The sequence below is a fragment of the Microvirga sp. CF3062 genome (genome assembly GCF_036314045.1).
Taxonomy (GTDB): domain Bacteria; phylum Pseudomonadota; class Alphaproteobacteria; order Rhizobiales; family Beijerinckiaceae; genus Microvirga.
In genome coordinates this window covers 85,476-99,171 of the sequence record NZ_JAYGGN010000004.1, presented here as the reverse complement: position 1 = coordinate 99,171, position 13,696 = coordinate 85,476, and the positions used below count along the sequence as shown (strand labels likewise).

Sequence of the window (13,696 nt, the reverse complement as noted above, 5' to 3'; positions counted from 1 at the left end):
CTTACCCTTTCGCGCCGGAGGCCGGACCGCGGTAGAACAATCCGCGGGAGGCGAGCACGACCACGACGATGGCGAGTTGGACGAAGCCCATAATCATCGCAATCGCAGAGGCCATGGAGTAGTCGTATTCCTCGAAAGCAGCCGTTGCTGCTGCAATCGATATGACGCGGGTGACGCCTGCGGGTTCCCCGAGCAGCACCGCCGAAGGAAAGACCGAGAAGGCCTGCACGAAGGACAGGCAGAAGGTGATGGCAAAGCCCGGCATCAGCAGCGGCAGGTACACATGGCGGAAACGCTGCCATGCATTGGCGCCGAGGGTCGCCGCCGCCTGCTCGAGTGCCGGATCGATGCCCGTGACGTAGGAGAGGGTCAGCAGGAAGGTGAACGGAAAGCCCGTGATCACCAGCGAGGCGAAAACGCCCCAGTAATTGTGAACAAGCTTCAAGGGCTGCGAAATCAGGCCGATGGTGAGCAAGGTACGATTGAACCACCCCTGCGGTCCGAGATAGTTCAACAGTCCTTCAGCCACGAGAACCGTGCCGAGAGTGATCGGAAGAACGAGGATCGTGGTCAGAAGGCGCTGGCGTCGCATGAGACGCACGCGGAACGCGATCGGCACAGCCAGCAAAAGGTTGACGAGCGTGACGGGAATTGCGAGCCAGAGCGTGTTGGCAATCGTCTTGTAGAGAAACGGATCCGAGAAGAAGCGTCTGTAATTGGCGAGCCAGTCTCCTCCGGCCTTGGGCTCGAACGATAGAACGAAGCCGAAGGCGAAGGGATAGACGAAGAGCAGCAGCGTGAAGATGGCGGCAGGAATGACGAGCAGGGTTACGGCATCAATCCCCCTGGCGGCCAGACGCTGGTGCAGGCTGGGACCGTGTTCAACGGCAGGCGCGTGAGCAACGGCGTCCATCACTGCCTCCCTTGAACCGGCTCCGCGAAGACGAGAATGCGCTCATCTTCCGTCCGCAGATGAATCCTGGATCCCAGTTCCACCGGCACATGAGAGCGGAAGACGAAATCGAGCCCACCGGCCGAATGGGCGGTTCCGACGAATTCGCGGCCGCGGTACTCGATGGTGTCGACAGTCGCCGCGATGGCGTTCGGCCCGGCCTCACCCACCTCAAGATCGTCGGACCGGATGGCCGCATAGGCCGTCGAGCCGACGGAAACCCGCTCACGGGCAACGCCGCTGATCCTCGCACCCTCCACGTCGAGGATGGTGCGGTCGCCCTCGATGGCGACGACCTGCCCTTTAAGCTTGTTGCGGAAGCCCATGAAGTCGGCCACGTCGAAATGGGCCGGCGCCTCATAGAGCTCCTTCGGCGCGCCGACCTGCCGGACGACACCGTCACGCAGCACGACGATCCTGTCGGCAAGCGACAGGGCCTCGTCCTGATCGTGGGTCACGTAGATGGTCGTTGCCCCAAGCTCGTTGTGAATGCGCCGGATCTCCGCCCGCATTTCCAAGCGCAGCTTGGCATCCAGGTTGGAGAGCGGCTCGTCCATCAGCACCAGGGGCGGCTCGATGACTATTGCGCGGGCAATCGCCACACGCTGCTGCTGGCCGCCCGAGAGCTGGCCCGGCAGCTTGTTCTCCTGCCCTCGGAGTCTGACAAGATCCAGAGCCTCGTCGACCTTGCGGTCGATCTCGGCCTTCGGCCGCCCGCGCATCTTGAGGCCGAAGCCGATGTTCTGGCGGACGTTGAGATGCGGGAAGAGCGCATAGTTCTGGAACACCATGCCGAACCCGCGCTCCTCGGGACGCAGCGTGTCGACCCGGTTCTTGTCGAGCCAGATCGCTCCACCGGTCACAGGAAGAAGACCCGCGATGCAGTTCAATGTCGTCGACTTCCCGCAGCCGGAAGGCCCGAGCAGGGCGATGAACTCGCCCCGACGGATGGTGAGGGAGACGTCGCGCAGGGCATTGAGCGCCCCGAAATCGCGGCTCACACGATCGAGCCGGACTTCGTCGAATTGGGAAAGGGCTATGGTCATCGCGGGTCCTTGGTTTTCGATTTACTTGCGCTTGCCGCCGGCGACCTGCTCGTCCCACATGCGGAAGGCGACGACCATCTGCTCGGGCTGAAGCGGCAATTCGATCGGATTCTCGGCGATCCACTTCTCGTATTCGGGACGGCCGAATTCCTTGATGGCGGCCTGGCTCTCGGGCGGTGCCATATCGAGGGTCACGCCCTTCACGGCCGGACCCGGATAGAAGTAGCCTTCATCATAGGTGTAGGCCTGCTGCTCCTTGGTGAGCAGGAAGTTCATGAGGTCGAGAAGCACCGCGACCTTCTCGTTGGCCAGGCCCTTGGGCACGCACATGTAGTGCGCGTCCGCCACCCAGTGGAAGCCCTTGAGAGCCGCCACCTTGGCCTCCTTCGGCACGACGCCGAGGACGCGCGGGTTGATGTCCCAGCCGGTGGTCGACACGGTCATGTCGCGGGAGCCTTCGCCCAGCTCCTTCATCACGGCACCGGTGCCGGACGGGTAATACTCGATGTTCTGCCCCAGCTCCTTCAGATAGGCCCAGGTCTTGTCCCAACCCTTGGCAGGATCCTGCGGGTTGCTGTCGCCCAGGATGTAGGGCAGGCCCATGATGAAGGTGCGACCCGGACCGGAATTGGCAGGGCGCGCATAGATGAAGCGTCCCGGATTGGCCTTGGTGTAGGCCAGCAGTTCCTCGGCCGTGGTCGGAACGGTCTTGACCTTGTCCGGCATGTACTCGAGCAACGGACCCGACGGATAATAGGTCACGACGACGCCCTGCCCCTTGGCCAGCCCCTGCATCTTCGCCGCGGCAGGAAGATAGATGTCGTCGAGTTTCGGCAATGCGTTGGAATGACTTCCGATCAGATCGACCCACAGCTTCTGCTCGATGCCGGCGGAGAGCGCATCGGTGCCGGTGAGCACGAGGTCGATATCGACGCGGCCCGCATCCTGCTGCGCCTTGATCTTGCCGGCGAGTTCGGGCGCAGTCGCCTTGGTGAAGCTGATGCGCGAGACGAGGTTCGGCTTCGCCTTGCGGTAGTTCTCGATGGCTTTCTGGGTCAGCGCGAGATTGCCGGCCACATCGATGACGTTGAGCGTGACCGGACTCGTCGGCAGAGCCGTCTGGGCAAAGCCCGTGCCGCCAAAAGCGGCAACGCCTGCGGCGCCGGCAACGCTGCCGACAAAGGTACGCCTGGTGATCAGGTTCGTCATGTTCTTCCTCCCGTTCTGTGCGACATGGCTCTTGTGATCCATGTCCCGTGTCACAGCTTGTAGGCCTCTTTTGCGAGGCGATAGGCGAGATCGTAGGCCACCTCGTGGGCTTCATCCTCATCCAGACGATGCGTCACCACGAGATTAGCCAGATAGGCGCAGTCGACCCGGCGGGCCACATCGTGCCGGGCCGGAATGGAGAGATACGCCCGTGTGTCGTCGTTGAAGCCGACCGTGTTGTAGAAGCCGGCTGTCTCCGTGGTAAGTTCGCGGAAGCGGCGCATGCCTTCCGGCGCATCGAAGAACCACCAAGCGGGACCGAGCTTCAGAGCCGGATAGTGACCCGCGAGCGGCGCCAACTCGCGGGAATAGCTCGTCTCGTCCAGTGTGAAGACGATGATCGTCAGGTTCGGCTCGTTGCCGAAACGGTCGAGAAGCGGCTTGAGCGCGCGGACGTAGTCGGTCTGCGAGGGAATGTCGGCGCCCATGTCGCGGCCGAAGCGGCGGAAGAGCGCCTCGTTGTGATTGCGGAAGGAGCCGGGATGGATTTGCAGGACCATGCCGTCTTCCACGCTCATGGCCGCCATCTCGGTCAGCATCTGAGCGCGAAACAGCTCCGCATCCTCAGGCGTCGCATCTCCCGTCGAGACGCGACGGAACAGGGCCTCCGAATCTGCCGGCGGGAGATTGGCGGTCCGGGCGGTTGGGTGCCCGTGGTCGGTGGAGGTCGCGCCATAATCGCGGAAGAATGCACGCCGTGTGCGATGCGCCTCGAGATACCCGCTCCAGGTGGAGGTGTCGCAGCCCGTGATCTCGCCGAAGCGGGCAAGGTTCTGCCGAAAGCCCTCGAACTCAGGATCCACGACCGGATCGGGCCGGTAGGCGGTAAGCACCCGGCCCTTCCAGCCCGACTGTCGGATGGTCTCATGATGCTTCAGCGGATCGAGAGGGCTTTCCGTCGTGGCGATCGCCTCGATCCGGAAGCGCTCGAAGAGCGCACGAGGGCGGAACTCCGGCGTGCGCAGGGCCTCGTCGATCCGGCCATAGTATGCATCTGCATTCGCAGACGAGAGGCGCTCCGTGAAGCCGAACAGCGTTGCGAAGGTATGGTCGAGCCAAGCTCGCGTCGGTGTGCCGCGAAAGAGATGATAATGGGCAGCGAAGCGGCGCCAGATCGCCCGTGGATCACGCTCAACAGCGTTGCCATCCTTCACAGGAATCCCAAGATCTTCGAGGCGCACGCCTTGGCTGTAGAGCATGCGGAAGATGTAGTGGTCGGGGATGACGAACAGTGTTGCCGGATCAGGAAACGGCTCGTTCTCCGCATACCAGCGAGGATCCGTGTGACCGTGCGGCGAGATGATCGGCAGATCCCTGATCTCAGCATAAAGCCTGCGCGCCATCTCGCGGGTAGCGGGCTCTGCAGGAAACAGCCGGTCGGGATGGATCAGCATCAAGTTCCTCCTGGGCACCCTCCCGGCATTTCCTGCCGGTTCCGGACACCTCATTGACCAAACCTTAAAGCCATCCGGAACCGTTTGCAATGGTCTACTAGTATGGTAGTGTGCCACTTATGAATGAGAGAAACACTCTTGCGAGGCTCGATGTCAGCCGCGAATCCATAGCCCGGCAGGTCACGCGCGCCTTACGTCAAGCCATAGTCAGCATGAGGATTTCTCCCGGCGAGATGCTTTCAGAGCAGGACCTTGCGCAACGGTTCGGTGTCAGCCGCTCACCCGTGCGGGAAGCACTAATCAAGCTGAGCGAGGCAGGACTGGTGCGGGTTCTGCCCCAGCGCGGCAGCCAAGTTGTCAAGATCTCACGGGCTGCGGTCGAGGATGCACGATTCATTCGACAGGCTGTCGAGTGCGCGGTCGTACGCGAGGCCGCACTCAAGGCTAGTCCCGCCCTACTTGCTGAGTTGAATGCAAGCCTGACCCGGCAGCGCCGCGCCCAGCGCGCTACCTCCTCGGACGACTTCATGGCTCTCGACGAGGAGTTCCACCGGCTTCTGGCAGAGGCGGCCGGTAGGCCGGCGGCCTGGCGCATGATCGAGGATGTGAAGCCTCAGATGGACCGGGTGAGATATCTGGACGTGAAGCAGGCGACGCCACGCCATACTATCGTGGCGCAGCACGCGATGATCGTCGATGCCATCAAGGCCTCCGATCCCGTCGCGGCGGATAAGGCCATGCACCAGCATTTGAGCGAAATTCTCCGCACGCTGCCGGAACTTGCCGCGCAGTATCCCGACTTGTTCGAACCGGAACACGCCGCTGTGGCAGAGGCTCTCAGCGCGTGAGATCGGCGAAGGCGCAATCGAATCTATTCTGAAGAGGCAAACCCATGGAACAGGCTTGGCGCTGGTTCGGCCCTGAAGACGTCATCAAGCTGCCCCATGTCTGCCAGACCGGCGCAACGGGGATCGTCACAGCCCTGCACCACATTCCATACGGCGTAGTCTGGAGCATCGAAGAGATCGAAAAGCGCAAAGCGCTCATCGCAGCCGATCCCTCGCTCGGCCTGCGCTGGAGCGTGGTCGAGAGCCTGCCCATCCACGAGAGCATCAAGATCGGCGACGGCGACTTGACGCCCCTGTTCGATAATTACCGGCAATCGCTGCGCAATCTGGCCCAATGCGGCATTACCACAATCTGCTACAACTTCATGCCGGTGGTAGACTGGACGCGCACCGAACTCGCCTACCCTCTCCCCGGCGGCGGCACGGCTCTGCGCTTCAACGCGCATGAATTCGCTGCCTTCGACTGCTTCATGCTGCAGCGTGCCGGTGCAGAGGCGGATCATTTGCCTGAAGTTCTGAAGCGGGCGAGGGAGTGGTATGACCGCTCGTCGGAAGCGGACCGGCGCCAGCTTCTATCGAACATCATGGCCGGCCTACCCGGTGCGTATGACCGCTATGATATCCCCGGTTTGCGCATCATGCTCGACCGCTACCACGACATCGACGCCAAGGCCTTGCGCGAGAACCTTGCCCGCTTCCTGCGCGAGGTGATCCCGACGGCGGAAGAAGTCGGCGTGCGGATGTGCATCCATCCCGATGATCCGCCGCGCCCGCTCATGGGCCTGCCGCGCATCGCGTCCAATGCGGACGACATCGCCTTCATGCTCAAGGCCGTCGACTCGCCTGCAAACGGGCTCACCCTCTGCAGCGGCTCCCTTGGGGCCAATCCGATCAATGACGTTCCGGCTATCGCCAAGCGCTTTGCCAAGCGCATCTGGTTCGCCCACCTGCGCAACGTGACCAAGGAACCGGATGGCTCCTTCATGGAGGCGGAGCATCTCGGCGGCGATACCGACATGGTGGCTCTGGTCACGGTGCTGCTGGAGGAGCAGAAGCGCCGCAAGGATGCCGGAGACGTGCATTGGCGCATCCCCATGCGTCCCGACCACGGCCACGAGCTTCTCGACGACGTGGGCAAGCCCACTCACCCGGGCTACCCGGCCATCGGCCGCCTACGTGGCCTTGCCGAGCTTCGCGGCGTGATGAAAGCCGTCTCGGCCCTGCGCAACCTGCCGCTCTGAGGGTTGGGCCGGGCCTATCCGAGCAGGTTGCGCAATGTCCGCATGAACACGCGGGTGCCAATGGGGATCAGGTCGTCGGGAAAGTCATAATCAGGATTGTGCAGGCTGGGATGCTTCTCGCCGGCGCCGAGGAAGAACATGGCGGCAGGTGCCTTCTGGCCGAAACGGCCGAAATCCTCTGAGGCCCGCATCGGCAGATCACCGCGGTCATAGGGCACACCCTCGGCCTCGAGCGCCTGGCGCAGATGCGCAACCGCTTCCGGCGCATTCTCGCAATGGTGGAAGATGTCGTCATAGGACACCTCGACCCCGAGCCCCTGCTCCCGCGCGGCGCTCAGCACCAGCTGATCGGCGCTCGCACAGAGGTCCTCCATTCCTGCATCAGTGAGCGTCCGCAGGGTCACCCAGATCTCACCATGGGCAGGAGCCACGCCGAAGGCCGGCTCGCCGATCCTGGCATGCGTTACCGTCACCATTGAGAAGCTCTCCTCCAGCGGACCGCCCTTCCCAAGGGCGGTAAGTCTGGGCATCAAATCGGCAACGACGTTCACAGGCGAGAGGCCGGTCTCGGGCATGGAGGCATGAGCGGTCTTCCCCGTGAGCACGATTCGCATGCCGCGCGAGGCACAGTTGACGGGTCCCTCCGTGAGCGCCACATGGCCGAAGGGCAGACCCGGCACATTATGCAGGGCGAACGCGAAGTCCGGCGCGACTTGGCGGAAGCGCGGATCGGCTACGACGGCTGCCGCACCGGAACCATCCTCTTCCGCCGGTTGGAACATCAGGATGGCGCGGCCACGTTGCGGGCGCTGCCGACCAAGTTCCCGCGCCAGCGCCGCGAGAATGGCCATATGACCGTCATGCCCGCATAGATGACCTTTGCCGGGCGTGGTGGAGCGATGAGGCGCATCAGAAATTTCCTGGATCGGCAGCCCATCGAGTTCGGCGCGCACCATCACGGTCGGCCCCGGCTCCCGGCCCTCGTAGACGGCGGCAATGCCATGGCCGCCAAGGTCGGTGAGGGTCCAGTCGGGATGCGTCGCTTTGATGAAGACCTGAACCTCGCGGGCGGTTTCTGCCTCCTGCCGGGAGAGTTCAGGCATGCTGTGGAGCTTACGCCGGAAGGCTACCAGCTCGACTATGTCTTGGTTGGACAGGACCATCGATCACCTCCACGTAGATATCGTCGGAAAGGCAAAGCTCAACGGCTCACTCTGCCTTGTTGATTTCAGGGTTATGGCGGGAGTCCGAGGCGTGATCAACCCAAACGAGAGTGGCACTTTGCACCTATCCTTGCTTGGCCGCCGATTGCCGCGTGTTGATAGGGCCGCTAAGTATCCCTGTAGAGGGCGCTCCAATCTCATGAACCTGTTCATCTTCGGCCTGGGTTACACTGCCCTGCAGTTCGTTCACCATTACCGGCACAGATTCACGAATGTCTGTGGCACCGTTCGCTCGGCGGAAAAAGCGGAGGTGATCCGGGGATCCGGGATCCAAGCCTTCCAATTCGACGGTCCGACCTTTGATTCTGCTATTGTGCAGCATCTGGAACGAACGGACGCTCTGCTGATCTCCGCGCCGCCGGCAGACGGAAGGGACCCTGTTCTGGAGCAGTTTTCCAGAGTCATTGCCGAAGCCCCCTGCCTGCGCTGGGTCGGCTACCTGTCGACTGTCGGTGTCTATGGTGATGCGGGCGGTGCATGGGTCGACGAGACGACGCCGCCCAATCCGGCAACAGCGCGAGCACGCCACCGCATTGCCGCCGAACGGCAATGGCTTGAGATGGGAGAAGGCGCTCCCTTCGCCGTGCAGATCTTCCGGCTCGCCGGCATCTACGGACCTAGCCGGAGCGCCCTGACCAAGGTGGCGGACGGTACAGCCAAACGGATCGTCAAACCGGGACAGGTCTTCAATCGGATCCATTCGGAAGACATCGCCCAAGTCCTGATGGCTTCCATCGTGCAGCCGGCACGGAATGCAATCTACAATGTCGCAGACGATGAGCCCGGGCCGCCTCAGGATGTGATCGCCTTTGCGGCGGAACTGCTCGGCCGCGAAGCGCCGCCTGAGATTCCCTTTGACGAGGCCGACCAGACACCGATGGCCCGCGCGTTCTACGAAGACAACAAGCGCGTCCGTAATGTCCGCATCAAGTCGGAACTGAGCGTGATGCTCCGGTATCCGACCTATCGTCATGGCCTTCAAGCGCTCCAAAAGGCTGGCGAAGGGCTTTCTGCTGCATAAACCTTGGGCAGATTTGTTAATGGTCTGCGTGAGCGCGGCCTTAGGCTCAAACAATCCATTGACCACCGAAGAAGCAGTATCGACTAACGAACCATCATCGAACCACTTGCAAATTGGTTCGGGATCAGGCTAGCCTTGTTTCGTTGAGGCCCTCAAGGGCGCAACAAGACGTCGCTGCTGCCGATCCAGCGGCAAGATTGCTTTACAGGGAGCTGGATTTCATGTCCAACCCGGATTCTTCAGCAGACAGCTCCAACTTCGCTCTCGGGCGGTTGCGGGCTCTCCTGGACGAGAACTCCTTTGAGGGGGAGCAGCGGCTCCCCGCCGAGCGGGTACTTGCGGCCAAGATCGGGATCGGACGCCGCGGCCTGCGGCGGGCGCTCGAAGTGCTGGAGGCGGAAGGACGGATCTGGCGGCATCAGGGCAAGGGAACCTTCGTAGGGCCGCGACCGGCTCGTACGCCTACCAACCTTGAGGAACTGTCGAAGCGCACTCACCCGCTTGAGGTCATGGATGTACGCCTGGAGATCGAGCCTGCCCTTGCCCGGCTGGCGGCCATGCGAGCAACGAATTTCGACATCGAGCGTCTTCTGCGCCTGGCCGAAAAGACAGCCTCCTCCTCGGATGCGGACGGGCGCGAGCTCTGGGACAGCGCCCTGCACCGGACAATTGCGGAGGCGGCGGGCAACTCCCTGCTTCTTGCTATTTTCGACATGGTCGACCGCATTCGCCAAGATACCGTATGGCGGCTCCTAAGGGAGCGGGCACGCACGGGCGAGCGCCAACAGGCATATGTCGAGCAGCACCGCCGTGTGATCGCAGCCATCTCCCAACGGGAGGCTCACGCAGCCGAACGAGCTATGCGCGAGCATCTCGAGCACGTGCGCGAGGGCCTTCTCAAGGTCATGACCAGTCCCCAGCCCGACCAGATGGGCGGACAGATTCCGGAAACACCCGTGACAGCAAACACCAAAAAAGAGATTCGCCATGGGACATGAGGCAATCCGACAAGCGAGTGGAGAGGCTCATCATGCCGGCAATGCCGCCGTAGCCTCCGAGCCGCCGCTGCTCAACGTCCAAGGACTGTCCGTCCGCTTCGATGGCACTCCGAAAGGCGTGAATGTCGTCGACGATGTCAGCTTCTCGGTGCGCAAAGGCAAGACCCTATGCATCGTCGGTGAGTCCGGCTGCGGCAAGAGCGTGACGTCGCTGGCCCTTATGGGGCTCCTACCGACCCCTCCGGCGAGAATCGTGGCAGGCTCCGCCACCTTCGACGGACAGAACCTGCTGACGCTCACCGAGCGTGAGCGGGCGGATCTGCGGGGCGACCGGATGGCGATGATCTTCCAGGAGCCAATGACCTCCCTGAACCCGGCCTTCACCATCGGCGACCAGATCGCTGAAGGCATCGTCCGGCACCGCAAGGTTTCCAAGGCCGAGGCCATGGGGCGGGCTCTCGACATGCTCAAGAAAGTGCGCATTCCCGCACCGGAGAAGCGTCTGCACGCCTATCCGCACGAGATGTCCGGCGGCATGCGCCAGCGCGTCATGATCGCGATGGCGCTCGCAAACGATCCGGAGCTTCTGATTGCAGACGAGCCGACGACCGCGCTTGACGTGACGATCCAGGCGCAGATCCTCACCCTCATCAAGCGCCTGCAGGAGGAGACCGGCACGGCGATGATCCTCATCACGCACGATCTTGGTGTCGTTGCCGAGGTCGCTGATGAAGTGGCCGTGATGTATGCCGGGCATGTTGTCGAGAGCGGGCCGGTCGAGGCCATTTTCGAGGATCCGCAGCACCCCTACACCATCGGTCTCATGGGCTCCGTTCCGTCGCTCGGCCGCCGTCAGGGGCGGCTCGCCACGATCCGCGGCACGGTTCCTCCGGCCGAGTTGATGCCCAAGGGCTGCCGCTTCACGCCGCGCTGCCCCTTCGCTGACACCCGTTGCGGCAATGAGCTCCCGCCGCTTGGTGAGATCCGACCCGGTCATCGTGCACGGTGCTGGTACGCACCTCTCGAACAGAAGCTCGGAGCAGCCGCATGAGCGTCATGGCAACCACCAGCGACGTCATCCTTGAAGGCGTGGACCTCAAGAAGCATTTCGGCAGTGGGGGCTTGCTGTCCTCTCCCACAGTCGTTCGTGCGGTCGATGGCGTGTCCCTCGACGTTCGGCGCGGTGAGACCTTCGCAATCGTGGGCGAATCCGGCTGTGGAAAATCCACCCTCGGACGCCTCCTCCTCCGCCTGATCGAGCCGACCGCCGGCGATGTGCGCTATGAGGGCCGCTCAATCCTGAAGCTCAGTAAGAGCGAGCTACGTAAGCTACGCCGCGAACTTCAGATTATCTTTCAGGACCCTTATGCCTCGCTCAATCCGCGCATGAATGTCGGCGACATCATCGCGGAACCCATCTGGCTGCATAATCTGGCGCGCGGCTCCGAGAAGCGCGACCGCGTTGCCGATCTCATGCGCACGGTGGGTCTCCTGCCCACCCACGCGGATCGCTACCCGCATGAGTTCTCCGGCGGCCAGCGCCAGCGCATCGGCATTGCCCGGGCACTTGCGGGAGATCCGAAGCTGATCGTCGGTGATGAGCCGGTTTCAGCCCTCGACGTGTCGATTCAGGCGCAGATCATCAACCTGTTGGAGGATCTGAAGGATCGCTTCGGCCTGACCCTCGTCATCGTGGCGCATGACCTCGCGGTCATCCGGCACATGAGCGACCGGGTGGCGGTCATGTATCTCGGCGAGATTATGGAACTCTCGGAGACGGATGCGCTCTTCGACAACCCACTGCATCCCTACACACAGGCGCTTCTGGCCGCGATCCCGATCCCAAGCCCTGCCGGTCGGCAGCCGAAGGCGCTCCTGCAAGGCGACGTACCGAGTCCCGCAGCCCCGCCATCGGGATGCCGCTTTCATACCCGGTGCCCTCATGCGCGTGCCGTCTGCAAGGAGCAGCATCCCGCTCTTGAGGCTGCGCCCGACGGACGGCGCGTGGCTTGCCATTTCTGGCGCGAAATCCAGGGAGCGGGCGCTGGTTCCATCAGCGCACCGCCCCCGAGCGCGGCGCTCGCTAAGCGCCTGGCGCTCTACCAAACTTGGCGTGAACGGCAGGATAAGCCCGTCGCGACGAGCCCCTGAAAGAAGACTAGTCCAGAGGACTATCGGAGGACGACACAAATGAAGAAAAGACTGCTCCTAGCTATGGCTGCCGGGCTCCTTGTGAGCACCGCCGCCTCCGCGCAGACCCTGCGCATCGGCCTGAACGAAGACCCGGACGTGCTCGATCCCCATCGCGCCCGCACCTTCGTCGGCCGCATCGTGTTCACGTCGCTGTGCAACAAGCTCGTCGATATCACGCCGGATCTGAAGTTCACCCCGGAACTCGCCACCGAGTGGCAGTGGGGCGATGACGGAAAGTCGCTGACCTTCAAGTTGCGCCCCGGCGTGAAGTTCCACGATGGCGAGCCCATGAATGCCGCCGCCGTGAAGGCTAATATCGACCGCGCACGCACGCTGCCGGACTCGCTTCGCAAGAGCGAGCTGACATCCGTCGACAATGTCGAGGCTGTCGATGATCTGACTGTGAAGGTCAACCTCTCCCGCGCCGACGCGACCCTTCTGTCGCAGCTTTCCGACCGCGCCGGCATGATGATGTCGCCGAAGGCGATCTCATCCGCCGATTTCGGCCAGAAGCCCGTCTGCTCGGGTCCCTATAAGTTCGTCGAGCGCGTGCAGAATGATCGCATCGTGCTTGAGAAGTTTGCCGACCATTGGGATGCGAAGAGCTTCAACTTCGAGCGTATCGTGTTTCAGCCGATTCCCGACACCACCGTGCGTCTGGCCAACCTTCGCTCCGGCAATCTCGATCTGATCGAGCGCCTTGCGCCGAGCGATGTTCCCGCAGCCAAGGGCGATTCCAATCTGGTGTTTGCGCCTATTTCAGGCATCGGCTACCAGGGCCTGACCATCAACACGAATAACGGCCAACGCGCCAAATCCCCGCTGGGCCAGGACAAGCGGGTGCGCCAGGCTTTGGAGCTGTCGATTGACCGCAACGTCATCAACGAAGTGGTCGGCGCCGGGATCTATCCACCGGCCGGCCAGCCCTTCCCGGAGGCGAGCCCGTACAATAACCCGAAGTTCAAGGCTACCCAGCGTGACGTCGCCAAAGCGAAACAGCTTCTCAAGGAAGCCGGTGTCGACCGTGTGAAGCTCGAGCTGACCTTCGGCACCGGCACGACCGCTCAGCAGATCGCCGAGATCATCCAGGCTATGGCGGCTGAGACCGGGTTCGACATCACGCTGCGCCCGACCGAATTCGCAGCCATGCAGAAAGAGGCTCAGGCGGGCAACTTCGACGTGAACGTGATCGGCTGGTCCGGCCGCGTCGATCCGGACGGCAACATCCATCCCTTCGTCACCTGCAAGGGTGCCCTGAACGATGGCAAGTACTGCAATGAGCAGGTCGACAAGCTCCTGAACGATGCCCGCGTCATCAACGACGAGGCTAAGCGCAAGCAGCTCTACGATCAGGCTCAGGAGATCCTGAAGCAGGATCTGCCGATCATCTACACCTACTACCAGCCCTGGCCCTTCGTTCACACGAAGAAGGTTCAGAACTTCAAGCCCTATCCCGATGGCATGATCCGTCTGAAGGGCGTCAAGTTCGCGTCCTGACAATGCAACCTGCG

The 13,696-nt window shown here is 62.6% G+C and carries 12 protein-coding genes; 7 read left to right on the top strand and 5 right to left on the bottom strand.

All coding sequences use genetic code 11. The features are described from left to right. Position 1: 1 nt before the first annotated feature. Genes VB618_RS08750 through uxaC form a run of 4 tightly spaced genes read right to left on the bottom strand, consistent with a single transcriptional unit; the run spans position 2 to position 4,661 of the window. Positions 2–913, bottom strand: coding sequence for an ABC transporter permease (locus VB618_RS08750; protein WP_329796243.1), 912 nt, complete (start codon positions 911–913; stop codon positions 2–4). Then, entirely contained in the window at positions 913–1,998 is a 1,086-nt protein-coding gene (locus VB618_RS08745) for an ABC transporter ATP-binding protein (protein WP_329796242.1), read from the bottom strand. Before VB618_RS08745 ends, VB618_RS08750 begins: the two co-directional genes overlap by 1 nt. Before the next feature lie 21 nt (positions 1,999–2,019). Beyond that, entirely contained in the window at positions 2,020–3,207 is a 1,188-nt protein-coding gene (locus tag VB618_RS08740; protein WP_329796241.1) for an ABC transporter substrate-binding protein, read from the bottom strand. Between the two features lie 50 nt (positions 3,208–3,257). Next, positions 3,258–4,661: a glucuronate isomerase gene (gene uxaC, locus VB618_RS08735; protein WP_329796240.1), complete on the bottom strand. Its 1,404-nt coding sequence runs from the start codon at positions 4,659–4,661 to the stop codon at positions 3,258–3,260. 119 nt (positions 4,662–4,780) lie between these two features. Here uxaC and VB618_RS08730 point away from each other — a divergent pair, with 119 nt between their 5' ends. Together VB618_RS08730 and uxuA are read left to right on the top strand one after the other, a co-directional pair. Beyond that, positions 4,781–5,509: a GntR family transcriptional regulator gene (locus tag VB618_RS08730; protein ID WP_329796239.1), complete on the top strand. Its 729-nt coding sequence runs from the start codon at positions 4,781–4,783 to the stop codon at positions 5,507–5,509. A gap of 44 nt (positions 5,510–5,553) precedes the next feature. Next, the gene (gene uxuA / locus VB618_RS08725; RefSeq protein ID WP_329796238.1) at positions 5,554–6,750 is read left to right on the top strand and encodes a mannonate dehydratase; all 1,197 of its coding nucleotides are present in this window, start codon (positions 5,554–5,556) and stop codon (positions 6,748–6,750) included. 14 nt (positions 6,751–6,764) lie between these two features. On the opposite strand, the gene VB618_RS08720 is transcribed toward uxuA, so the two are convergent. After that, entirely contained in the window at positions 6,765–7,913 is a 1,149-nt protein-coding gene (locus VB618_RS08720) for an amidohydrolase (protein ID WP_329796237.1), read from the bottom strand. A gap of 199 nt (positions 7,914–8,112) precedes the next feature. Here VB618_RS08720 and VB618_RS08715 point away from each other — a divergent pair, with 199 nt between their 5' ends. The 5 genes from VB618_RS08715 (at position 8,113) to VB618_RS08695 (ending at position 13,682) form a co-directional block, all read left to right on the top strand. Beyond that, a complete protein-coding gene (locus VB618_RS08715; RefSeq protein ID WP_329796236.1) occupies positions 8,113–8,994 on the top strand; it encodes an SDR family oxidoreductase in 882 nt (293 codons plus the stop codon). Between the two features lie 221 nt (positions 8,995–9,215). Then, positions 9,216–9,992, top strand: a complete 777-nt coding sequence (locus VB618_RS08710; protein WP_329796235.1) for a FadR/GntR family transcriptional regulator — start codon at positions 9,216–9,218, stop codon at positions 9,990–9,992. Beyond that, positions 9,982–11,043: an ABC transporter ATP-binding protein gene (locus VB618_RS08705; RefSeq protein ID WP_329796234.1), complete on the top strand. Its 1,062-nt coding sequence runs from the start codon at positions 9,982–9,984 to the stop codon at positions 11,041–11,043. The genes VB618_RS08710 and VB618_RS08705 overlap by 11 nt, the downstream gene beginning before the upstream one ends. Continuing rightward, entirely contained in the window at positions 11,040–12,143 is a 1,104-nt protein-coding gene (locus VB618_RS08700; RefSeq protein WP_329796233.1) for an ABC transporter ATP-binding protein, read from the top strand. Before VB618_RS08705 ends, VB618_RS08700 begins: the two co-directional genes overlap by 4 nt. 39 nt (positions 12,144–12,182) lie before the next feature. Further along, positions 12,183–13,682, top strand: a complete 1,500-nt coding sequence (locus tag VB618_RS08695; RefSeq protein ID WP_329796232.1) for an ABC transporter substrate-binding protein — start codon at positions 12,183–12,185, stop codon at positions 13,680–13,682. The last annotated feature ends 14 nt before the right edge of the window (positions 13,683–13,696 follow it).